This window comes from Desulfoscipio geothermicus DSM 3669, from assembly GCF_900115975.1.
GTDB lineage: Bacteria > Bacillota > Desulfotomaculia > Desulfotomaculales > Desulfallaceae > Desulfoscipio > Desulfoscipio geothermicus.
This window is the reverse complement of sequence record NZ_FOYM01000007.1, coordinates 73672-96403: the sequence shown is the minus strand read 5'-3', so window position 1 is coordinate 96403 and position 22732 is coordinate 73672. Positions and strand designations below refer to the sequence as shown.

Genomic DNA, 22732 nt, shown 5'->3' with positions numbered 1-22732 from the left:
CCAATGACCGACGGGCCATGGGCCCGAGCTACGGTATTGCCCGTTTTAAATATTTCTATGACCCAAATATATGAAGCACACCGGTAAATAATAACAAAAAAGGTGTGCATCAAAATCAGTTCCCTTAATGCATACCTTTCACAGTAATTTATTCCCTTCCCCGGCCATAGTTATAGCCAGCTTCACTTTTCTGGCAAAGCATATAAAAAACCGGGCGCACTGCCCGGTTTTGCAGCTTGGAATACATAGTTTTTAATCTGCCGGCGGCACCAAACCCGGCCGCAGGTGACTGACATCGTTGTATAACATGATTATACCTTTTTCCCACTGGTAAAATTCAATAATTGAAAGGGAGGCATTGTCCTGGCGCAGGCGCCAGTACTGGTTTAAATCAAACCCCAACACGGTACCTACAATACTTCTTATGGTGCCCCCATGGGCCACTACCACCACCTGCTGCCGGGGATACCGCTCAATAATTGTTTTTATGGCCCGAACGGATCGTTCGGCCAGCTCAGCCAGGTTTTCCCCGCCCGGTATCCTGGTTTCCAGCGGACTGGCCCACCAGGCCGAAGATTCCTGCCGGTATTGCCTGCGGATCTCCTCGATGGTCATTCCCTCCCAGTGCCCGAAATTTAATTCTTGCAGGTCATTAAGCACCTGCACGGGTTGGTTGTGCGGCCGGGCTATGATGGCCGCTGTTTCCCGGGCCCGGGATAGGTTGCTGGAGAAAAAAGCGGCAAATTCCTGCCCGGCCAGCCGATTGCTCAACGCCTCCGCCTGCCTGGTGCCGTTATCGCTTAACGGTACATCCGACTTCCCCTGTATCCGGAAATCCTTGTTCCACTGCGTTTCGCCATGCCTGATTAAAAACACCCGACAGCCCATACTATTCCCCTTTCACGGCCTTTGCCAGCGCATTCAACAACGCCACGTTTTCCCGCCTGGTTTTTACCGCCACTCTGATGTAATTGTGCCCCAACCCGGCGAAATTGGCGCAATCACGCACCAGGACGCCCCGCTGTGCTGTTCTTTCAGCCAAAACTGAAGAAGAAATTCGGTCATCCTCAATCTTGATCAACAAATAATTGGCGTCGCCCGGAAATGCCTGGAGACCCGGTATGCGGGTAATGGCCCTGAAAAGAAATTCCCTTTCCTGCCAGACAAGCTGCCTGGTTTCTTCCATATACTTAGTGTCCGCCAGCGCCGCCGTGCCGGCGATTTGCGCCAGCATGTTCACATTCCACGGGTCTTTGGCCGGCTCGAGTCTTTTTACGAGGGAATCAGTGCCCAGTAACACGCCCAGCCGCAGGCCGGGGATGCCGAAAAATTTGGTCATGGAATACAACACAACCAGTTTGGAGTACTTGGGCAGCAGCGACATGACACTGTATTGTTCCCGTCTTTCCACAAAATCAATAAATGCCTCATCCACCACCACAACGGCATTTCTATCCTGCGCCTCCTTGATAACGGTCTGGATAATCGGTTTCTTCTCAGCCCGACCGGTGGGGTTGTTGGGATTGCAAATAAAAACACTGTCTGCCTCCCGCAGGGATTTTTTTATCTTAGACACCGGCAGGGTAAAGTTGTCCCTTTCTTCCATGGGCACTTCCACCACCGTCCCCCCGGCGGCGACAACCGCCGCACCGTATTCCACAAACGTGGGCGAGCAAACCACAGCCCGGCGGAAAGCCAAAACACGGGCCAGAAGGTAGATTAATTCCGAGGCCCCGTTGCCCAACAACATATTGGCCGGCGGAATATCCAGGTAACGGGACAGCGCCATTCTCAATTCCGCACAGCGCGGGTCGGGATAATGACTTATCAGGTCCAGGTTGTCCTTGATCGCCTTTAACGCCTGATGGGAAGGACCCAGCGGGTTGATGTTTGCGCTGAAATCGTATATTTCCCGGGGCTGGCGGTTAAATTTGCGGGCGGCACCGAATACATCGCCGCCGTGCCTGTATTCCGTATAAATCATAATCTACTCCTCGGCAATAAATTTTTTAAAACCTTAAGCTGTAAAATAACCCGGGCCAGTAACCGTAAAGAGGGAAAACCGCCAGGTAGACCAGCAGTTCCGTCATTTCGGCCGTGGCCCCATATGTATCGCCGGTCAGCCCACCCAACTCGGCAGTCAACTTGCCGCCGGTAAAGCGCACCCAGGCCCAGGCAATCGGCAGCAGTAACAGCCCGGCGATGCCGGAAACCAGGCCGGTTATTATAAGTGTACTGGCGGTGGCCAGCAATAATTCCCTCCCGCCGGTATACTTTTTATACAGGGTGCCCAGGCCTGACGGGCGGGCGTAGGGGAAACGGGCAATGGCGTAAACCATTGCCCACCGGCTCAACACCAAAGCCGGTATTATGGCCTGCCATGTCAGTGTATCGCTTAGCGACAAAAAAATGTTATATTTAAGCAAAAGCAGGCATACCATGGCCAGCGCCCCAAAAGCGCCCACTCTGCTGTCCCGCATGATTTCCAGTTTTTTTTCCCGCGGTCGCCCGCTAAATACACCATCCACAGTGTCCATAAAACCGTCCAGGTGCAGGCCACCGGTCATCACCACCATGGCCGCCACCAACATGGCCGCCAGCAGCGGCGCAGGGAAAATATAGCTCAATACCGCCCTGACCAGAATCAACAGTACCGCCAACAACAATCCAACGGCGGGGAAATACACCGTGGCCCGGCCAAAGGCCGTTTCATCAAATGCTCCTTTATATAATGTTATTCTGGTCAGGTGCTGAAGGGCAAAACAAAATTGTTTCATATTACTCCCTCACGACGCGGCGGCGGTAATCAGCGCATGACTTTATAAACCCGCGGGCCGCATCCGGTGAACCGGCAAAGTGAATGTGCAGATAGCCGGCCAGCACATTCCCGGCGGCATGACCGTCCGGGCGACCGGTAGCTGCGCCGGGTTTGCGCAATTCCCAACCAGGCGTCAAATTTTGCCCGGTGATACTGGAATAATGAAACTCATGCCCCCGTAGCGCGGCCCCCTTGGGCACCAGCACATTGTCCCGCAGTGCGGTGGCCTTTACATACCCCAGAGCCACCCGTTTTTTCTCCATCCGACACCGGGCGGGCAGTATTCCCGCACCGGCATGCTCCCGCCCGGAAAAATCCGCGATGGACCGGCACAGGTACATTAACCCGCCGCATTCGGCGTAAACGGGCAACCCCGTGATAACCCGGCGTTTAAGATCATCAATGAAGGGGCGGTTATCCGCCAGTTGCTCAATAAACATTTCCGGGAAACCACCGCCAATATAAAGCCCGTCCACCCGCTCCGGCAAAGCTCGATCCGCCAGAGCGCTGCAGTACACCAATTCGGCCCCCATGGCCGATAGCAAGTCCAGGCCGTCCTGGTAATAAAAGTTAAAGGCACTGTCCCTGACAATGCCCAACCGAACAGGTTCACCGGGCTCAACCGCGAAAATGTTTTCCTCCGCGCCCAACGCCGGAGCGCTCCGAGCCAGGTTAACCAGTTTTTCCGCGGATACACCTTTGGCCACCCGTTCCGCCAGAATATCCATAACCTCTCTTATTTGTTCATTTTCTACACTGGGCACCAGCCCCAGGTGCCTTTCCGGCATATGCAGGGCGTGATCCCGCAAAATACCGCCCAGGACCGGCACACCGGTCTTTTCCTCAATGGCCTCGGTTAAAATATTGAAATGCCGCTCACTGCCCACCCGATTTAATACGACACCGGCCAAGGAAACCCCGCCGGGCAGGTTGGCGTACCCCCAGACAACTGCCGCAGCGCTGCGGGCCATGGACCGGGCATCCACCACCAGAATTACCGGGCAACCCAAAATTTTGGCCACCCGGGCGGAACTGCCTTCGTCCCCGGCGCCGATTCCGTCGTACAGCCCCATAACCCCTTCAATTACGCAAATATCGGCGCCGGCCGCCGACCTGACAAACACTTCCTTGACCCCGGCCTCGCCCAGGAAAAAAGTATCCAGGTTGCGGGATACCCGGCCGGTGGCTGCCCGGTGAAAACCCGGGTCAATGTAATCGGGACCCACCTTGTAGGGTTGCACCCGCAAGCCCTTTCCGTGCAACATAGCCATTACAGCCGTGGCAATAGTGGTTTTGCCGGCCCCACTGTGCGTGCCGGCGATCATAACGCGCGGTATTTTATGCACTACCCATTCTCCTTCCGACCTCACCTGGAAAAACCCGGGTAAAATGTCTGTACAATCAGCAACAGCGCCGTAAAGGATATTACTGCCGCAGCGGCCGCTTCGTAAAGCATGTCCACGGACCGGGTGATGTGATCAGGCCTGAATTGCTCCACCTGGTCGCCCATGTAAGCACGAAATGTAACAACCCCGCCGTAAACATTTCTGCCGCCCAACCTTATCCCCAATGCGCCGGCCATTACCGATTCGGGAATCCCGCTGTTCGGGCTGGAGTGCAACGCGGCGTCCCGCCGCCACACCGCCAGGGCCCGCCGCCAGTCCCGGTTGGACAGCCAGGCGACCATTAACAGCAGCAATCCCGTCAGGCGGGCCGGAATATACCCGGCTATATCGTCCAGCCTAGCTGACGCCCACCCCAGGTGCAAGTATTTTTCATTCTTGTAACCCATCATGGAATCCAGGGTATTAACGGCCCGGTAAGCCATGGCCAGGGCGGGGCCACCGATGCAGGCATAGAATAACGGCGCCACCACGGCATCATTTAAATTTTCAGCCACCGTTTCCACGGTGGCGCGCACCACGTCATTACCAGACATGGTTCCTGTATCCCTGCCCACTATCCACCCCACCCGCTGCCGGGCCAGCGCCAGATCTCCGGAAGCCAGCACGCGCCTGATTTCCAGCGCAGCGTCGGCCAGGCCCCTGGTGGCTATGGTTGTGGAAATCAACCAGGTCCCGGCCATCAAAAACAAGTAATAGTGCACCTGCCAGGCAGCCCACAGAATCAAGGCGGTGGTTGCATAACTTCCCGCCGTGATTATCAGGGCTATGCCGACACCCGCCACCTTCAAACCCGCGGGTTTGTTGAACCATTTACGCGCCGCCCTTTCCAGGCAGGCGATGCCCCGGCCGATGAACACCACGGGATGAGGTATCCGGGGCGGGTCACCCATCATTAAATCTATTATATAGCCAATGACGATTTGCAGCGCAATAATTTCCATACACAACCTACTTATTCAATAATTTATAAATTAGTTCCATATTCAAGCTTCGGCGCACCATGTCGGCCAGCCTGTTATATTCTGTTTCTTTGATGTCTGCTATTTTGGTTACCGGCACCTCAACTTCTTCCTTCAGGCCCTTCCGTCTGCGCAACACATTGATCAGGTGCCGTCTGAAAGCATCATTGTCAAAAATGCCGTGAATATACGTCCCCCACACGGTGCCCCCGTTGCCTTCGGCGCCGTCCGGCACATGCATCTCCCGGCCCGAGCGGTTTTGGATGATAAATGCAGCTTTGGTCCCGTCGCCTAATTCGGACTGGCCCATATGGATCTCATAACCAGCCAGTTGGCCCCTAAAACCCGCCAAAAATTCACCTTGCCCGGCCACCACGGCCCGAACCTGATTGGTAATCTTCTCCCGGTTGAAAGTTGTCTTGATGTCCAATAGTCCCAGGCCGGAAATATGTTCTATACTGGATTCTGTGCTGTCGGGGTCATGCAGTTCGTTGCCCAACATTTGAAAACCACCGCAAATACCGACCACGGGCACACCGCTTTTAGCCAAACGCACTATTTCTCCCGCCAGACCCTTTTTTTTGAGAAATATTAAATCCTCAATGGTATTTTTGCTACCCGGTATAATTACCAGGTCGGGCTGGCCCAGTTCACTTTTGTTTGTCACGTAACGCAGACTCACATCCGGTTCGTTTTCCAGGAGGTCAAAATCTGTAAAGTTGGATATGCGGGGGATTCGCATTACGGCCACTTCTACCGGGCCGGCCTTATCATCGACCCGGTAAATCTTCTCATCAATAACCACCGAGTCCTCATCCTGGATGCGCAGTCTTTCCATGTAAGGCACCACTCCACACACCGGCACCCCCGTTTTCCGTTCCAAAAAATCTATAGCCGGTTGAAACAAGGATACGTCGCCGCGAAACTTATTTATCACCACCCCTTTAACCCTGGCCCGGTCTACGGGGTCAAGCAATTCCAGGGTGCCCACCACCGAGGCCATGGCTCCGCCCCGGTCTATATCGGCCACCAGCAGCACCGGTGCCCCGGCCTCCCGGGCCACCCGCATATTGACGATTTCTGTACTCTGCAAGTTGATTTCCGCCGGGCTGCCGGCTCCTTCAATAACTACAATATCATAGTTTTGCCGCAGGCGGGACAGTGCTTGGACAACCACCCCCCACAACTTTACGGTTAGCTCGTTATGATAGTTATGAGCCGTGTAATTACCCAACGGCTTGCCCAGTACCACCACCTGGGAGGAGGCGTTGCCGGTAGGCTTTAATAAAACCGGGTTCATATCTACATGCGGCGGAATACCGGCCGCCTCGGCCTGCACCACCTGGGCCCGTCCCATTTCCCCACCGTCGGCGGTAACATAGGAATTCAGGGCCATATTCTGCGACTTGAAAGGAGCCACTTTATAACCATCCTGTTGAAAAATGCGGCATAGCGCTGCCGCCAAAACGCTTTTGCCGGCATGCGAGGCCGTTCCCTGCACCATGATTGTTCTGGCCGGCATATTACACCCTCCCCTTTGCTTTAGTTATTGCCAGCGCCTGCAAATCCAGCGGTATACCCGCCACCACATAATACACCCGGTCGGCCAGTTCTGCCAGCCGCCGGTTGACCCGGCCGGCAATATCCCGGTAAAGCCTACCCAGCGCATTATCCGGCACCAGGCCACAGCCCACCTCGTTGCTGACCATTACCAAATAAAGTTCTCTGCGGCGGGCAGCGTCCACAATCCGCCCCGCCTCTTGCAAAATGTATTCTTCCTTTTCAGCACCGGCGGCCCCCCGGCGGGGGAGCGATTCATCCAACAGCAAGTTCGACATCCAGACAGTCAGACAATCAATTAAAACTACTGAGCCGGCAGGCGCAGCGTTTAAAACACCGGCCAATTGATGCGTTTCCTCTACGGTCCGCCAGCCCGCGGGGCGGCGTTCGCGGTGCCGTCTAACCCGCTCGGCCATCTCAGCATCGTTAATTCCAGCGGTGGCAACGTAAATCACACTGTCGCCCCGCGCTTTGACCAATTCCTCGGCCCACTCGCTTTTTCCGCTACGTGCGCCACCGATAACCAGCATTATTTCTCCCCTGGGCAAAATACAATCCTCCTCCGGCATTTTCACATGCGTTATGCTTGAAGCATCCTCGCCGTTAACGCTGTTCCCGCCCCAAGACACTGTTACAAAAAAGCAAAAACCCCAGCTTTCCAGACTGGAGTTTTCAGCGCCGCCAATCAAAGAAAGCCACTCCCTTTCTCACGCAGGGTGCTGGCCCGTTCACAGGCAGGTATCCTGGCTTACGGGTCACTGTCAACCTTACGCCTTCCTCCGCAGAGTGGCTTGCACTAGCATTTAGGAACTACTAGCTAAGGTAAACTACCCGTTTACAGTGGCGGAGACCGCTCAGGCTTAACCTGATTCCCTATTCTCCCCGGGTGCGGTCGCTAAAACCGTACCATGACCGGGGCACCTGTGAACCCGATATTCCCCAATATTCATTTCTTATATAGCAGTAAATTATCAGTTTTCCACCAATTCCTTGACCTTTTTAACCAATTCATCAATCAGGTGCGGCAGGGGCTCTGCTTTCATCCCCACAATGTTCACCCCGGAACGAGTCAGTGGAAGCAGCACTTTCGGCGCCGGGCTGCCGGCAATAGCCTCGGCCATGCGTGGGGTCATTTCCCCGGACATGGCGTGGGGAAACATGATACTAATGGGCCCGACAATCAGGTCAACCTTGTCGGCATTATAAATCAGCGCGTTTTCCCCCGTCGCACCCTCATTGGCTCCGGAGCGGATCATTACCGACGTCGCCAGGGCGTTGGTGCCCAGGGCCAAAAGTTCAATATTATCAGGCAGTTCCCGCCTCAGCCTGTCCATGATGTGTTTACCGATACCGCCACCCTGGCCGTCTATAACGGCAATCTTCATAATAACACCTCATACTGCATTATACCATATTTCGCAAAAAAAAGACCCTTTATCCGGGTCAACAGGTTCAATTTTAAGAATTCGACTGTCCCTCCAGTTTTGATTGTAGTTCCACGATCTGCCTGTTTTTCTTCAACAACCAGCAAGCATACTTATAATTATCTTTATGCAAACGACGGTTTTCCTTCTCCAGCCTGGCCAGAAAGAAAGCCCTTTCTTTTTCCATTTTTTCTATTAAATTCATTAGCACCCTGCGGCTGAGACGGAGTTGGTCGACTTTTTCTTCCAGTTCCTGTATTCTGCGCTGGAAATACTTCACATCCGGGTACTCCTCCATCGCACCACCACCTTGACCGGCTTTTTCGTTATTATTATATGCCGGGGGGCGGTTAAATAGACATGATGCCGGTTTATGCCCCGGCGCGCAGAAATTCCCCAATACGGCGCACCGCCCGGGCCAGTACATTCTCTTCCCTGACCAGCGCGATCCGCAGGTACCCCTCGCCCTGCTCCCCGAAAGCAGTGCCCGGTATAACCAGCACGCCGGTCTGGTGTAATAACTGCAGGGCAAATTCCCTGGCCGTGCAGTTAAATCCCTCCGGCAGCGGGGCCCAAACAAACATTGACGCCCTGGGGCGGGGCACCTTCCAGCCCAGCCGGGCCAATCCGTCCACCAGCACATCCCTGCGCCGGCGGTAAGTTTCAGCATTTTCGCGCACACAATCCTGAGGACCTTCCAGCGCGGCTATACCCGCTTCCTGAACCACATTGAAAACCCCGTAATCAATATTTGTTTTCACCCGGTTCAAACCCTGCAATATTTCCGCATTCCCCACCGCAAACCCGATGCGGCAGCCGGCCATATTATAGGTTTTGGACAATGAGTAAAACTCTATCCCCACTTCCCGGGCACCGGTAATTTCCAAAAAACTAATTGGTTTGAAACCATCAAAGGCAAGTTCGCAGTATGCGATATCATGGCAAACCAGGATGTCGTACTCCCGGGCAAAATCCACCAGGGAAGTGAAAAAATCCCTGTCGGCTGCGGCCGCCACCGGATTATTGGGGTAATTGACCCATAGTAATTTGGCCTGTCTGGCCACCTCCTCCGGAATGGCTTTGAGGTCCGGCAAAAAGTTGTTTTTCGCCAGCAGGGGCATGGGGTAAATTTTCCCCTCCGCCAGCAGTATGCTGCATGCATAAATGGGGTAACCGGGGTCGGGAACCAAGGCAATATCCCCGGGGTTGATGTAGGCCATGGCAATATGGGCCAGACCGTCCTGTGAGCCCATCAAAGCCAGCACCTCATTATCCGGGTCCAGTTCCACGCCGAATCTTTTCCTGTACCACGCGGTCACCGCCCGGTGCAATTCCGGCTTACCCACCAGCGGGTAGTGGTAATTACCCGGGTTATCCAGCGCCCGATGCATGGCCTCAACAATATGCGGCGCCGGCGGTAGGTCCGGGCTGCCCACCCCTAAATTAATTACTTCAATTCCCTTTTGCTCCACCTGTTTCTTTATTTCTTCCATCTCATTGAAAATAGCCGAACTTAAATTCTGTATTCTACGTGCCAGTTCCATAATGTTTATCTCCCCCACAACAAGATCTACAACAATACTATTTCAGCACCCCGGTGCTCAAGGGCGGTGCTGCCCGGCTACGGTGCCGCGGCCGTTTTGCAAGGCCAGTTTCCGCAACTGCAAAACCACTTCGTATGGCGCCACTGCCTCGCCCAGCTTACCGTGCCCCGTGACCCCCACACCGTGGAAGTCAGACCCACCGGTAGCCAGCAAATTGAATTTCCGGCATAAATCCAAATAATATTTTTCCATATCCCTTGCGTGCTGCGGGTGGTAAACCTCCAGCCCCTGCAGGCCTTCTTTAATCAAGGTTAATACCAGAGCTTCATTACAGGATATGCCGGGATGCGCCAGTACCGGCACCCCGCCCAGTTCCCTGATCAACTTAACCATGGCCACGGGATGGTACTTGAGCCGTGGTTCATAAGCCGGCTTGCCGACCCCGATATAATGTTCAAATGCTTCCGCAATGCTGTTTATTATCCCAGCAGCCAGCATGGCCTGGGCAATATGGGGCCGCCCCACCGACCCGGGCCCGGCCAGTTCCAAAACACTGGCGAAATCAATCATAACGCCCATTTTACGCAGCTTGTCGACTATCTTTTCGGCCCGGAGCAGCCTGGCATTACGAAATAGGTTAAGGTGCTCCTTGAAATCAGCGTTTGCGGGGTCGATACAGTAGGCCAGCACATGTACTTCCATCCCTTCATGCTCGGTGCTCAGTTCAACCCCTTCGATAATTTCCAATTGCCGCCGATCGGCTTCCTGCCGGGCGGCGGGAATTCCCTCCATGCTATCATGGTCGGTGATGGCTATAGCCCGCAGTTTTGCGCGCGCGGCCATCCGTACCACTTCTTCCGGCGTACTGGCACCGTCCGAAGCGGTTGTATGTATATGCAGGTCTGCAAACATTATATCACCTTACCGTACCCTCTTCTGGTGCACCAATACAAGCAAGTACACATATTATCTATTTTACCACAGATAAATAATCATGTTTTCATTAAATTGCACCTCACTGAATAACCCTTTCCAGCAGCCTGAGCCAGTTTCCACCCATTATACCAGATACTTCGGAACAACTGTAACCCCGCTTCAGTAAAGATTCGGCCAGGCGCGGTGTACAGGTGACATCCCGCAAATCGGCCAAAAACGTATCCATACCGTCAAAATCAGATCCCAGCCCGATGCATTGCGGGCCGAAACGCGAGGCAATATGGTCTACATGGCGCAGCAAAGATTCCAAGTCAGGTTTTTCTTCGGCCACAAATTCCGGCACAAAGGTCAGGCCAATTACTCCCCCGGTCCGAGCCAGGTGCTCTATCTGCCCATCGGTAAGATTGCGGGGATGATCGCATAGGGCCCGGCAGTTGGCGTGGGTGGCGGCAAAGGGCTGCCGGGAGGTTTCCGCCACGTCCCAGAAACCTTTTTCCGCAAGATGGGCCACGTCGATCAGCATCCCCAGTCTGTTCATTTCCCGCACCACCGAGCGCCCGAAAACACTCAGGCCACCCGCGTTCGGCCCTTCGCCCACCCCGTCACCGAGTTCATTACGACCATTCCAGGTAAGGGTTATGGAACGTACCCCCAAACGGTGATAGATACGCAAAACAGCCAGATCACCGGCCAGCGCTTCCCCGCCTTCTATGGCCAGCAGGGCGGCGATCTTTCCCGCTGAAATAATGCGGCAGATGTCACCGCTATTTAAAGCCAATTCCACAGAATTTTGGTTGCGCGTGATTTCCGCGTGAAATGTATCGATTAACTGCAGACATCTTTTCAAAGCCCTGTCTTTGTATTCAGGAGCAATAAAAGCGGCAAAAAATTGCACATTGACCCCGCCGGCAAGCATACGCGGCAGATCCAACTGACCCCGGGGGGATTTCTTACCCAGGGTGCGATTTTGGCTTTCCACAGCCGTCAGGGTATCACAATGCCCATCGACCATCAAATTAAAAGTCAAACTTTTCGCCACCTTTCACTTTACAGGAAAATTAAAAACCTGTTTATTCACTGGCCGAATAAACAGGTTACTGGCAAATTAACTACAATCCATACAATTAACGGGGTTCGACAATCAGTTTGATTGCTGTTCTCTCTTCTCCATCAATTATTATGTCCGTAAAAGCCGGAATACAAATCAGATCAACACCACTGGGAGCGACAAATCCCCTGGCAATAGCTACTGCTTTTACTGCTTGGTTCAAAGCCCCTGCACCGATAGCCTGGATTTCCGCGCATCCCCTTTCCCTGAGCACTCCGGCAAGGGCACCGGCTACAGAGTTTGGATTGGATTTTGCTGAAACTTTTAACACTTCCATTCATCGAACCTCCTTCTTCTCTGGAAAGACTGTTTCCTTATATCCCTGTTTTAAAAATATATTCTGCAGTACCGGGAAAATTCCTTTTTTGGCTTATTTTTTTTTTAACTTTTGTCAATGAATCACTCGTAGTTTTGAATTCGTTTGATATTTAAAGCCCGACCGGATTCCTGGTCCACATCAATAACCACTGCGTTAAACTGGTAAAGCCCGGAGGCCACTTCAAACTTTCTGGGCATTTGGGTCAAAAATTTTTCAATCACCAGTTCTTTTTTAACTCCGATCACTGAATCCTGCGGCCCGGTCATCCCCACGTCGGTGATGAACGCCGTCCCCTTTTCCAAAATACGTTCATCCGCCGTTTGCACGTGCGTATGGGTACCGCAAACAGCAGAAATTCGGCCATCCAGGTAGTAGGCCATGGCCGCCTTCTCGGAAGTGGCTTCGGCATGAAAATCAAGCAATATAACGGAACTCTTCCCCTTGAACGCCTCCAAAATGGCATCTGCGCACCTAAATGGGCAATCCATATCCGGCATGAACACCCGACCGGATAAATTTACAACCCCCACGATTACACCTTTTCTGGTCTGGAAGCGGCCGAACCCCGCACCAGGCGCGCCGGGCGGGTAATTGGCGGGCCTGATGACCCTGTTTTCCCGGTCAATGTAATTGATTATTTCTTTTTTATTCCACACGTGATTACCCATGGTAATCACTTCCACGCCCGCAGCAAAAAGTTCCAGGGCCACCTCCCTGGTAATACCGTTCCCTCCGGCGGCATTTTCACCGTTGGCAATCACCAGATCAATCTGTTCATCCCGCACCAGACCGGGTAAATTTTCTTTTACGGCCCGCCGGCCGAGACGCCCCACCACATCACCAATCATTAACAGTCGTATCACTATAATTACCACCTATTTATTAAAAACAAGCACCTTGCCCTCTTCCCGGAAAGCATACAGACGTTTGTCTTCCGCCGACCCCCTGACGCTCTCCAGCATATGTTCAATAATTTCTTCCTGCATAATTAAATCCTCTTCAATTATAGACTCATTTATATCAGATACCAAAATGCCTTCCCAAAACTGGTTAAAAATTTCCACCACCAGCGCTATTTCTTCCTGCACCAGCGTTTTTACGTCTCTTTTGATTTCTATTAAAGTCAACTCTTCAAATACCTGGTGGGTAATTTCAACCAGCGCCGCATCTTTTCTTTCCAGGTAGTTGAAAGATTGGATACAGTTTAAAAGATAAACTTTAAATTTTTCCAATTCAGTATCATTTAATAACCTGGAGCATATGAAATTAAACTTTAGCAATTGCTTCCAGGGATCAAAATTTATAGCAGCCACCTGGGGATAACGGACCAGTATGGATATCAATAGCCCCACGCAGTCTGTCACATCTTCGCTGCCTTTAAAATTAGCCGACAACAAGCACACCTTCCTTCTGCACACACATGTTGCGTTTAATTTCGTTTTTGCATGAGCATATTCCTGCCTCAATATAAAGCAAAATAAATATAAAAATATACCAGAATTAAAAAAACGATCTCTTTTTATCAATATTTTTCCGCAGTTGAAACCGGCAGGTCAACCGGGAAAAATATTGATAAGTATAACAAAGAGACCGTTTTGCTTTCTTATTTAGCGTAATCAACAACTCTCGTTTCGCGAATAATCATAACCTTTATTTGACCGGGATAATCCAATTCATTTTCTATTTTTTTGGCAATCTCCCTAACCAGCTTTATAGAACCTAAATCGTCAACTTTTTCGGGCTTGACCATAATTCTAATTTCCCGTCCCGCCTGGATAGCGTATGATTTTTCGACCCCGTCGAAGGTACCGGCAATTTCCTCAAGTTTTTGCAAGCGTTTGATATAGGCCTCCAGCGTTTCCCGGCGCGCCCCAGGGCGTGCCGCTGAAATGGCATCCGCGGCCTGAACCAAACCCGCCACAATTGTTTTGGGCTCTTCGTCACCATGGTGCGCGGCAATGGCATGAATAACTTCTTTCCCTTCCCGGTATTTTTGCGCCAGTTCCACCCCTATGGCCACGTGCGGCCCTTCAACCTCGTGGTCCACCGCCTTGCCGATATCATGCAGCAGTCCCGCCCGTTTGGCCAACTGTACGTCCATACCCAATTCGGCGGCCATCAAGCCCGCCAGATGGGCCACTTCAATGGAGTGCTTTAAAACATTCTGCCCGTAGCTGGTGCGGAATTTAAGGCGGCCCAACAGGTTTATCAATTCAGGATGCAAGCCGTGAATACCGGTTTCAAATACGGCTTGTTCGCCTGCTTCCCGGATTTGCTGGTCCACTTCTTTGCGGGCTTTGTCCACCATTTCCTCAATCCGGGCCGGGTGAATACGCCCGTCAACGATTAATTTTTCCAGGGCGATCCGGGCCACTTCCCGGCGTATGGGATCGAAACCGGATAAAATAACGGCTTCTGGAGTATCATCGATAATCAGGTCTATACCGGTTGCCGTTTCAAACGCCCTGATGTTCCGGCCTTCACGCCCGATGATCCGGCCTTTCATCTCATCGTTGGGCAAAGGTATGACGGCCACCGTTGTTTCGGCCACATGATCGGCGGCGCACCGCTGGATCGCGGAAGTAATAATCTCCTTGGCCCGTTTTTCTCCTTCTTCCTTGGCCTTGTTTTCTATCTCCTTGATCAACAGCGCGGCTTCATGCTGAATTTCCTTTTCAATATCGGTCAGTAATATCTGCCGGGCATCTTCGGAAGTTAACCCCGATATCCTTTCCAGCTCAGCCACCTGGCGACTGTATGCATTGGAAAGGTCGGCTTTCAGCGAATCAACCTCCGCTTCCTTGCGGTTTAAAATATCTTCTTTTTTTTCTATGCTCTCCACTTTACGGTCCAGTGTTTCTTCCTTTTGTACCAGCCTGCGTTCCAATCTTTGTAGCTCGGTTCTTCGTTCCTTGTTTTCACGCTCCATTTCATTGCGTTGTTTTAAAATTTCTTCCTTTGCTTCAAGTATTGCTTCCCGTTTTTTACCTTCGGCCTCCTTTTGCGCCTCTTCAATAATTTTTCTGGACAGAGCTTCAGCGGAGGCAATTTTGGATTCGGCAATCAGTTTTCTTACCAGATACCCAACCCCGAAGGCAATAAGAGCTGTTGTTGCTGCAACAATTATAGTGATTGTCAGGTTGGCCTGCAATGTGTCACCTCCTAACTTCAATAACTTTATGATAAGTTTGCTCAGTTAACAAAAAAAACACCGAGCGTAACTCGGTGAGAAATAGAATCGGACCTGGAAAACAGTTTGTCCCCGGCAACGGTCAGCAAAAACACCCACCTGGCACGGCTAAGATAACGCAGTGGTTAGCAATATCACACTGTCGTTCCAAGGAATGCTTCCTGGTACCCCAGTACATATATAATTTTAAAATATATGTGAACCGAAAACCGGATAATTCCAATTCTATTTTCTCCCAGCATTAATTGTACTTTTTTTCTGCTGTCATGTCAAGATATATCTACCCGGTCCCCATCTATCCGGCCTTCATCAGCAAGTAAACGTAAAACTTTAGTCACCACATGGCTGGAAAATCCCCGCCGGGCCAAAAAACCAGCCAGTCTACGCAGAGCCGGCCCGTCGCCTTTCCTGGCCAATCTTTTCCGCGCCAACGCCAGCGCCTTTTCCATTTCACTTTCGTCATCGTAATCAGCCAAAGTGTTTTCGATTATACTTCTTTCGACACCCTTATGGCGTAACTCCGCCCGTAAATATGCCTTGCCCACCGGTTTGGAACAAAGACGCCAACTAACCCAGTCCCTGGCAAACAACGCGTCATTTATCAATCCTTTTTCTTTCAAATCCGCCAGTACTCGGTCCGTAACCCGGGCAGGGTAACCTGATTCATGCAACCGGCTTCGCAATTCATATTCCGTCCGGGGCCGTAAGGCCAGTAACCGGTAACATTTGTTCCTGGCCACCTGCACCTGTTCTGCAAGCGTCAATTTATCATTCCACCTTGGTGCCGCCGGCCTCGGCAGCGGCCTGTGCCAGTTTACCCTGCAGAGCAGGCAAGCCGACTTTCCGGCGTACTGCGGTTTCCAGTTCCTCAGCCAGTTCAGGCCTTTCTTTCAACAGTTCTTTGACGTTTTCCCGGCCCTGACCCAGCCTTTCATCCCCGTGCGAGTACCAGGCGCCGCTCTTGTTAATTATGCCCAGATCCACGGCCACATCCAGAATACAGCCCTCCCGGGATATGCCGGCGCCGTACATGATATCGAAATCGGCCTGTTTAAAGGGGGGAGCCACCTTGTTTTTGACTACTTTCACCCTGGTACGGTTGCCAATAACGTCGGTGCCCTGCTTTAAACTCTCAATTTTGCGCACATCCAGGCGCACAGAGGCGTAAAACTTGAGCGCCCGCCCGCCGGGGGTCGTTTCCGGGCTGCCAAACATGACCCCCACCTTTTCCCGTAACTGGTTAATGAATATGGCCGTACAGCGGGACTTACTGATGACGCCGGTCAACTTCCGCAAGGCCTGTGACATCAACCGCGCCTGCAGGCCCACATGCGCGTCGCCCATTTCACCTTCAATTTCCGCCCGGGGCACCAGGGCGGCCACGCTATCAATAACCACCACATCCACAGCTCCGCTGCGCACCAGGTGTTCGGCAATCTCCAGCGCCTGCTCCCCGGTATCGGGCTGTGAAACGTACAGATTGGCGATATCCACGCCGATATTGCGGGCGTAATTGGCGTCCAGAGCGTGCTCGGCGTCGATGAACGCCGCCGTTCCGCCTGTTTTTTGCGCCTGGGCGATAATATGCAGGGCCACCGTGGTTTTACCAGAGGATTCCGGTCCGTATATTTCCACTACTCTGCCCCGGGGCACCCCGCCCACACCAAGGGCCATATCCAAAGATAAGGAACCTGTGGGGATAGCTTCTACGTTAATCCTGGCCGAAGCCTCGCCCAGCTTCATTATTGACCCCTTGCCGAATTGTTTTTCAATATGCGCCAGAGCATTATCCAGCGCTTTTTGCTTATCGGTCAAAAAAAATACCCCCTCATCAAAAACAAATGTTCGGTATAATTTTATCTGCCGCAGCCGTCGGTGTCAATAAACATTTGACATTAATTTCGGTTACACGTTAAATACTGCCTGAGCATATGTAATGCGGCGTTTGCCGCGCCGGCGCGCACTCCCGCCCGCTGTCCGGGAAAACGATAACCGCGGCAAACAGTCTTTTCCCGGCCCGCCAGTGCAATATACACCAGACCCACCGGCTTTTCCGGGGTACCGCCGTCCGGTCCGGCTATACCGGTCACCCCGATGCCCAGGGTGGAACCGACAGCCCGCCGGACGCCCTCGGCCATCAGTCTGGCCGTCTGCTCACTCACCGCCCCGTACCGGTCAATGGTTTCCCGGGGAACACCAAGCTGGCTGGTTTTTATTTCGTTACTATAGGCCACTACCCCGCCCGCCAGGTAACGCGAACTACCGGCGACATCGGTTAACAGCTTCATAATATAGCCGCCGGTGCATGACTCCGCCAGGGAAACAGTCATTCCCCGATCAGCCAGTAAAACCCCGACTATTTCTTTCAGTTCCTCATCCCCGGTGCTGAATATGTACTTGGCCAACCTTTTTTCCACCCGCCTGGCCAGCGCGTCCACCATATCCTTCGCCGCTTTTCCACTGGCGGCCCTGGCCGACACGCGCACATGCACTTCCCCTGGCATCGCCACGTAAGAAATCACCGGGTTATCCCGCCCGTCGATGTCGGCCAACCGATCCTGCACCTGGGACTCGCCCAGGCCGGTCAGCTTGTAAACCTGGCTGTGCATGACCGTGCCCTTGCCAGCCACGAATTTTAGACGCTCTTTCACCGCACCGGCAAATACCGCCTGCAATTCGCGGGGCGGCCCGGGCAGCAAAACAACTATCTTATCATCCTTTTCAATCAATAAGCCGGGCGCAGTACCGACAGGGTTCGGTAAAACCCGTGCACCCCGCGGCACCAGGGCCTGTTTTTTCATGCTTTCCACCATGGCAATGCCGCGCCGGGCCAAAAATTTTTCCAGCCCTTGCAGGGTTGGCTTATCCGGGACCAGGTCCAGCTGTAAAAAATCCGCCACGGTCTCCTTGGTCAGGTCGTCCGTTGTGGGACCCAGACCGCCGGTAATAATAAGCAGGTCGGAGCGGTCCCACGCGTTTTGGAGCACCGCCCGGAGCAATGCCCGGTTATCGCCGACAGTGGTGTGCAATAACACTTCAATCCCCATTGCGGCCAGTTCCCGCCCCAGGTATTGCGCGTGGGTATTTAAAACCTCGCCCATGAGCAGTTCGTCACCGGTAAAAATTATTTGCGCCTGCAATTTTTTTCACCCCGTTTGAATTTGACTATTCGCGCCGGGTCGGAGCATTCCCTGCTTGCATTCACCCGGCAAAGCCAATAATTTTAGGAATGCAAAATACGCAGCTTGCATAAAAAGCCAGCATTTAATATACTGCCGTAATAAGTATAACAAATACCTATCCGGCATTTGGGGCTTTTATGCAGCTGCGCAAAACTAAATCAGTTTATTGAATTAAATGCTGTTTTATCATTAATCGGAAACGCTCACCGGATATTTTCTCCTCCGCCAGTAAAGTGTGTACAATGTGTTTGACGGCGTCCTTCATGCGGCCCAGAAAATCCTTGACCTTCTTTTCCTGCCCCCTGATGATACTGCTGACCACCCGGTAACGCAGATCCGGCGGCAGTATTTCCGGGTCCACCACGCCCAGTTCGGACATGCCCGAGCGGATTATTTGCCCGGCCATTTTTATGGCCTGCTGGAAATCGTTGCCGGCACCGGTACTGCGATTGCCCAGCACCAATTCTTCGGCCACTGACCCGGCGAGTAAAACCTGAATTTGATTTTCCAGGTACTCCCTGGTATGCAGGTAAGTGTCGTCTTCCGGCACCTGCCGCATATACCCAAGCGCCTGGCCGCGCGGCGTAATGGTGAGCGTTGAAACCGAACCCGGACGAATGCGCTCGCTGACCAGGGCATGTCCCACTTCGTGCACGGCCACCCGCTCCAACTCTTCCCTGGCCGGGCGCCTGTCCAACTTCTCACCCATCATCACCTTGTCGATGGCTTCAAGAAAATGCCTCTGCTCAATTTTTACGCATCCCTCGCGCATGGCCAAAATAGCGCCTTCATTGGCCAGGCTTTCCAGGTGAGCCCCGCTGAAACTAAAAGTTTCCTGTGCTATCTTTTCCAGGTCGATATCATCGGCCAGGGGTTTGTTGCGGCTGTGCAGCTTCAATATTTCCAGGCGGCCCGCCTTGTCCGGCAGGTCCACCTTTACCTGGCGGTCAAACCGCCCTGGACGCAACAGCGCCGGGTCCAGCATGTCCACCCGGTTGGTGGCGGCCACCACCAGAATACGAACCTTATCGTTGACTTTCATTCCGTCCATTTCCACCAGCAGCTGGTTCAGTGTCTGGTCATACTCGTGATGGCTGGTATTCTGTCCCCTTTTACCGCCCAGGATGTCAATTTCGTCAATGAAAATGATGGCACTTTCTTTCTTCTGCTTGAGTGCGTTGTCCCGGGCCGTTTTAAACAGCTGACGCACCCGCTGCGCGCCCACGCCGGCGTACATTTCAATAAATTCGGAGCCGCTGCAGGCCACAAAAACCGAGTCGGTATAGCCCGCGGCCGCCTTGGCCAGCAGGGTTTTACCGGTTCCCGGCGGCCCGGTGAGCAAAATGCCCTTGAGCGGTCTGATACCCAGTTTTATGATTTGCTCGTGGTTTTTAATAAAATCCAATGCTTCCTTTAATTCATTTACGGCGGTTTTCTGTCCACCGATATCGGCAAAGCAAACCTCGGGCCTGCAGGCGGCCGGCGCAGCGTTAAAAGTTGCCGTCAGCATGCCGCGGGACCGGGCGATATAAAACAGCAACCCGGCGGCCAAACCCATAAACAATATCGGGGTGACATCATAGCCGGATATCACTAGAAACAAAATCGCCGCCAGACCCAGCCCCATACCAACTTCTTTAAGCACCGTCATACCCCCTTTCCAAACCCAATGCTCCACCGCCGGTAGACACTCCCCTGGGCACTACCTCATAAAGGTAATTTGCGCCGTCCCGCATCTGCCAGTAAACGTAGTCATCGTCAATATAAACCCTTGATTCCACGCCGGCCCGGCGGGCGTACCGATGCAAAGCGTCAAACATCTCCCGGAAGTTGCCTTTCACCAGCGCTTCATGAATGGCAAACCGCCCTTGGTTCAGTACACCGTTCAACCGGTCATTCGGCCGGTTGACCAATTCAATGGTAAACGGGCGGTTGCCCATTATCTCCCGTACTTTATCGTATATCTGACGGTAAGACTGCATTAAATTCATGTTTTCGCGGTTCCGCAAAGAAACAATAATTTTGTACCGGTCCCCGTTTTCCACAATCTTATAAGAGGCCACCAGGCTGTTGTTATCCATTTGCTTTTGCAACGGCTGTTGGAAATTCAAGCTGGTATACAGCCAGTGCGCTCCCATAAACGCCGCCAGTCCGACGACCAGAGATATAATTACCACATGAATTTTAAAGCCCTGCCAGCGCATTTTATCATTCCTTTCTACCCGTGAAGCCCCGGCTGGAAACAAAAACAACCGGCATACATACTTGTTCTGACAATGAATTATTATAACATAACCGGGGCGCCCTTTTGGCAGGGAATTGTCTCCAGCAAAAATAAAGCCTTGCCGTCGGCAAGGGTACATGCACTTAATTTCTTTGCTTGCGTAACAGAAAACCGGCTTGCTGAAAATAATCCATGCCCGACCAGATAGTGAATATAACGGCCACGGCCATAGCTATATTACTGAAGGGTACACCAATCAAGCTAAAGGGAAAGTTGCGTAAAAACATGGCCACAATGGCCACAATCTGCGTAATGGTCTTAATTTTACCCAGTTTACTGGCCGCAATGACCACCCCTTCCGCAACGGCCAGAGAACGCAACCCCGTTACCGCGAATTCCCGCCCGATAATCACCACCGCCACCCACCCGGATAACCGGCCAAGCTCCACCAGGGCGATAAGTGCTGCTGATACAAGCAACTTATCAGCTAACGGATCCAGCAATTTGCCCAAACTGGTAATTTGTTTATGTTTGCGAGCTATATATCCGTCCAATCCGTCGGTGCAGGCGGCCAGGACAAAAACGCCCGCCGCGATATAATCGCCCAGGGGTAAGCGTAACGAGAGCAGCACCAGAAAGACCGGCACCATCAAAATCCTGAGCAAGGTCAGTTGATTCGGTAAGTTCATTTTGTCCGTACTCCCGATAAATCGTATTCCGCGGCAGCCAAAATTTTAACCTGCACAAAATCTCCCGCCCGAACATCATCATAAGAAGTAAAAAATACCCGGCCGTCTATTTCCGGAGCGTCAGCCCTGGTTCTGCCCCAGTACATTTTTGCTTCATCGTCCCAGCCTTCCACCAGCACCTGCACTTCCCGCCCGACTTGCTGCCGGTTGTAAGCCAGTGATATGCCCTGTTGCAGGCGCATGGCCTTGTCCACCCGCGCCGCGATGGTTTCTTCATCCAGCCGGCCCGGCAATGCCGCCGCCGGCGTGCCCTCTTCGGGCGAAAAACCGAATACACCGGCCCGCTCAAACTTAACCCGCTCCATAAAGTCAAGCAGTTCGGCAAATTCTTCCTCGGTTTCACCGGGGAATCCGGCAATAAAGGTGGTGCGCAAAACCAGTCCGGGTACGGACCGGCGCAATTTCGTAATTAAATTGACAATGACTTCCTTGTTTCCCCGCCTGTTCATCATTTTTAAAATACGGTTATTAATATGCTGCAGAGGTAAATCAATATAAGGGCATATCTTTTCAGCGGAAGCTATGAGTTCAATTAAATCATCCGTAAAAGAAGTCGGATAACAATACATCAGCCTGATCCACCGACAATCTTCCAGGGCCACCAGTCCCTGCAGCAATTCCCTCAAAGCATATCTGCCATAAAGGTCCAACCCGTACCGGGTGGTCTCCTGGGCTACGACGACCAGTTCCCTGACCCCCCGGGCGCACAAATCCTGCGCCTCGGCCAGAACAACATCCATCGGTCGGCTGCGATAAGGGCCCCTGATGGCGGGGATGGCGCAATAGGAGCAGCAATTGTCGCAGCCCTCGGCGATCTTCAGGTAAGCGGTATGTCCGGGCGTGGTCAACTTCCTGGGCGCCGGCGCGTGATCTATATAACCCGGATCATGTACCGCCAACACCCTTTCGTCCGCTTGCATCCTGTCCAGCGCAGCAATTATTTCGGGCACCGCCCCGGTGCCCATAACGCCGTCTATTTCCGGCATTTCTTGCAACAACTCCCGGCCGTACCGCTGGGGCAGGCAGCCTGCTACCAGTAAGTAACGGCATCGACCGGTTTTTTTGTATCGCGCGGCTTCAAGAATGGCCTCTATGGACTCCTCCTTGGCCGCAGTTATAAAGCCGCAGGTATTGATGACAATTATTTCGGCCTCTGCCAGGTCCCCTGTTAAAGTATAGCCGGCCCCTTCCAGGCACCCGAGCATGGTTTCGGTATCCACCCTGTTTTTGGGGCAGCCAAGACTGATAAAACCAATTACTGTGGACATCTACAACACCTTTTCCAATTCTTCACACCAGTATAACTTAGAAAA

The 22732-nt window shown here is 52.7% G+C and carries 23 protein-coding genes and 1 riboswitch; all 23 genes read right to left on the bottom strand.

Annotated features, from left to right (window positions below; all coding sequences use genetic code 11):
• Window positions 1-252: 252 nt before the first annotated feature.
• The 23 genes from cobC to rimO all read right to left on the bottom strand — a co-directional run bounded on the left by cobC (window position 253) and on the right by rimO (window position 22687).
• Window positions 253-888 (bottom strand): alpha-ribazole phosphatase, encoded by a 636-nt coding sequence (gene cobC / locus BM299_RS05910; protein ID WP_092482535.1) that lies wholly within the window; start codon window positions 886-888, stop codon window positions 253-255.
• A 1-nt stretch (window position 889) separates the two neighbouring features.
• Window positions 890-1984, bottom strand: coding sequence for a threonine-phosphate decarboxylase CobD (gene cobD / locus BM299_RS05905; protein ID WP_092482534.1), 1095 nt, complete (start codon window positions 1982-1984; stop codon window positions 890-892).
• Between the two features lie 25 nt (window positions 1985-2009).
• Window positions 2010-2777 (bottom strand): adenosylcobinamide-GDP ribazoletransferase, encoded by a 768-nt coding sequence (cobS, locus tag BM299_RS05900; protein ID WP_092482533.1) that lies wholly within the window; start codon window positions 2775-2777, stop codon window positions 2010-2012.
• Window position 2778: 1 nt separating this feature from the next.
• Window positions 2779-4164 (bottom strand): cobyrinic acid a,c-diamide synthase CobB, encoded by a 1386-nt coding sequence (locus BM299_RS05895; protein ID WP_092482532.1) that lies wholly within the window; start codon window positions 4162-4164, stop codon window positions 2779-2781.
• Window positions 4165-4184: 20 nt separating this feature from the next.
• On the bottom strand, window positions 4185-5165 hold the full coding sequence (gene cbiB / locus BM299_RS05890) for an adenosylcobinamide-phosphate synthase CbiB (protein WP_092482531.1): 981 nt from the start codon (window positions 5163-5165) through the stop codon (window positions 4185-4187).
• Between the two features lie 7 nt (window positions 5166-5172).
• Complete coding sequence (locus tag BM299_RS05885; RefSeq protein WP_092482530.1) at window positions 5173-6705, bottom strand: cobyric acid synthase; 1533 nt, start codon at window positions 6703-6705, stop codon at window positions 5173-5175.
• A 1-nt stretch (window position 6706) separates the two neighbouring features.
• A complete protein-coding gene (gene cobU, locus BM299_RS05880) occupies window positions 6707-7432 on the bottom strand; it encodes a bifunctional adenosylcobinamide kinase/adenosylcobinamide-phosphate guanylyltransferase (RefSeq protein ID WP_245779668.1) in 726 nt (241 codons plus the stop codon).
• Window positions 7433-7459: 27 nt separating this feature from the next.
• A riboswitch (cobalamin riboswitch) is annotated at window positions 7460-7683 on the bottom strand.
• 31 nt (window positions 7684-7714) lie between these two features.
• Entirely contained in the window at window positions 7715-8128 is a 414-nt protein-coding gene (locus BM299_RS05875) for a DUF3842 family protein (RefSeq protein ID WP_092482529.1), read from the bottom strand.
• Between the two features lie 73 nt (window positions 8129-8201).
• Window positions 8202-8465: a translation initiation factor 2 gene (locus tag BM299_RS05870; protein ID WP_092482528.1), complete on the bottom strand. Its 264-nt coding sequence runs from the start codon at window positions 8463-8465 to the stop codon at window positions 8202-8204.
• A gap of 73 nt (window positions 8466-8538) precedes the next feature.
• Window positions 8539-9711 (bottom strand): LL-diaminopimelate aminotransferase, encoded by a 1173-nt coding sequence (locus tag BM299_RS05865; RefSeq protein WP_092482527.1) that lies wholly within the window; start codon window positions 9709-9711, stop codon window positions 8539-8541.
• A 57-nt stretch (window positions 9712-9768) separates the two neighbouring features.
• Window positions 9769-10623 (bottom strand): PHP domain-containing protein, encoded by an 855-nt coding sequence (locus tag BM299_RS05860; protein WP_092482526.1) that lies wholly within the window; start codon window positions 10621-10623, stop codon window positions 9769-9771.
• Window positions 10624-10726: 103 nt separating this feature from the next.
• Window positions 10727-11674 (bottom strand): dipeptidase, encoded by a 948-nt coding sequence (locus BM299_RS05855; RefSeq protein ID WP_245779667.1) that lies wholly within the window; start codon window positions 11672-11674, stop codon window positions 10727-10729.
• A gap of 97 nt (window positions 11675-11771) precedes the next feature.
• Window positions 11772-12032 (bottom strand): stage V sporulation protein SpoVS, encoded by a 261-nt coding sequence (gene spoVS, locus BM299_RS05850; protein WP_012032475.1) that lies wholly within the window; start codon window positions 12030-12032, stop codon window positions 11772-11774.
• 122 nt (window positions 12033-12154) lie between these two features.
• Window positions 12155-12934: a TIGR00282 family metallophosphoesterase gene (locus tag BM299_RS05845; RefSeq protein WP_092482575.1), complete on the bottom strand. Its 780-nt coding sequence runs from the start codon at window positions 12932-12934 to the stop codon at window positions 12155-12157.
• A gap of 15 nt (window positions 12935-12949) precedes the next feature.
• Complete coding sequence (locus BM299_RS05840; protein WP_342741316.1) at window positions 12950-13477, bottom strand: hypothetical protein; 528 nt, start codon at window positions 13475-13477, stop codon at window positions 12950-12952.
• 200 nt (window positions 13478-13677) lie between these two features.
• On the bottom strand, window positions 13678-15246 hold the full coding sequence (gene rny / locus BM299_RS05835; protein WP_092482524.1) for a ribonuclease Y: 1569 nt from the start codon (window positions 15244-15246) through the stop codon (window positions 13678-13680).
• A gap of 287 nt (window positions 15247-15533) precedes the next feature.
• A complete protein-coding gene (locus BM299_RS05830) occupies window positions 15534-16028 on the bottom strand; it encodes a regulatory protein RecX (RefSeq protein WP_165608202.1) in 495 nt (164 codons plus the stop codon).
• Window positions 16029-16032: 4 nt separating this feature from the next.
• Window positions 16033-17079 carry a recombinase RecA gene (gene recA / locus BM299_RS05825; protein WP_092482522.1) on the bottom strand — a complete coding sequence of 349 codons (1047 nt, stop codon included), beginning with the start codon at window positions 17077-17079 and terminating at the stop codon, window positions 16033-16035.
• A gap of 80 nt (window positions 17080-17159) precedes the next feature.
• Window positions 17160-18404: a competence/damage-inducible protein A gene (locus tag BM299_RS05820; RefSeq protein ID WP_092482521.1), complete on the bottom strand. Its 1245-nt coding sequence runs from the start codon at window positions 18402-18404 to the stop codon at window positions 17160-17162.
• A 205-nt stretch (window positions 18405-18609) separates the two neighbouring features.
• Complete coding sequence (locus BM299_RS05815) at window positions 18610-20091, bottom strand: AAA family ATPase (protein ID WP_092482520.1); 1482 nt, start codon at window positions 20089-20091, stop codon at window positions 18610-18612.
• On the bottom strand, window positions 20084-20650 hold the full coding sequence (locus tag BM299_RS05810) for a hypothetical protein (protein ID WP_131820610.1): 567 nt from the start codon (window positions 20648-20650) through the stop codon (window positions 20084-20086). The genes BM299_RS05815 and BM299_RS05810 overlap by 8 nt, the downstream gene beginning before the upstream one ends.
• A 163-nt stretch (window positions 20651-20813) precedes the next feature.
• Window positions 20814-21359, bottom strand: a complete 546-nt coding sequence (gene pgsA / locus BM299_RS05805; protein ID WP_092482518.1) for a CDP-diacylglycerol--glycerol-3-phosphate 3-phosphatidyltransferase — start codon at window positions 21357-21359, stop codon at window positions 20814-20816.
• A complete protein-coding gene (gene rimO / locus BM299_RS05800; protein ID WP_092482517.1) occupies window positions 21356-22687 on the bottom strand; it encodes a 30S ribosomal protein S12 methylthiotransferase RimO in 1332 nt (443 codons plus the stop codon). Before rimO ends, pgsA begins: the two co-directional genes overlap by 4 nt.
• Window positions 22688-22732 lie beyond the last annotated feature (45 nt).

Excerpts from the sequence above, each read along its gene's own strand:
- BM299_RS05810 (WP_131820610.1), bottom strand. The coding sequence starts at position 20,650 with ATGCGCTGGCAGGGCTTTAAAATTCATGTGGTAATTATATCTCTGGTC.
- BM299_RS05875 (WP_092482529.1), bottom strand. The coding sequence starts at position 8,128 with ATGAAGATTGCCGTTATAGACGGCCAGGGTGGCGGTATCGGTAAACAC.
- cbiB (WP_092482531.1), bottom strand. The coding sequence starts at position 5,165 with ATGGAAATTATTGCGCTGCAAATCGTCATTGGCTATATAATAGATTTA.
- BM299_RS05860 (WP_092482526.1), bottom strand. The coding sequence starts at position 10,623 with ATGTTTGCAGACCTGCATATACATACAACCGCTTCGGACGGTGCCAGT.
- BM299_RS05870 (WP_092482528.1), bottom strand. The coding sequence starts at position 8,465 with ATGGAGGAGTACCCGGATGTGAAGTATTTCCAGCGCAGAATACAGGAA.
- rimO (WP_092482517.1), bottom strand. The coding sequence starts at position 22,687 with ATGTCCACAGTAATTGGTTTTATCAGTCTTGGCTGCCCCAAAAACAGG.
- BM299_RS05885 (WP_092482530.1), bottom strand. The coding sequence starts at position 6,705 with ATGCCGGCCAGAACAATCATGGTGCAGGGAACGGCCTCGCATGCCGGC.
- cobD (WP_092482534.1), bottom strand. The coding sequence starts at position 1,984 with ATGATTTATACGGAATACAGGCACGGCGGCGATGTATTCGGTGCCGCC.
- pgsA (WP_092482518.1), bottom strand. The coding sequence starts at position 21,359 with ATGAACTTACCGAATCAACTGACCTTGCTCAGGATTTTGATGGTGCCG.
- BM299_RS05865 (WP_092482527.1), bottom strand. The coding sequence starts at position 9,711 with ATGGAACTGGCACGTAGAATACAGAATTTAAGTTCGGCTATTTTCAAT.
- cobC (WP_092482535.1), bottom strand. The coding sequence starts at position 888 with ATGGGCTGTCGGGTGTTTTTAATCAGGCATGGCGAAACGCAGTGGAAC.
- spoVS (WP_012032475.1), bottom strand. The coding sequence starts at position 12,032 with ATGGAAGTGTTAAAAGTTTCAGCAAAATCCAATCCAAACTCTGTAGCC.
- cobS (WP_092482533.1), bottom strand. The coding sequence starts at position 2,777 with ATGAAACAATTTTGTTTTGCCCTTCAGCACCTGACCAGAATAACATTA.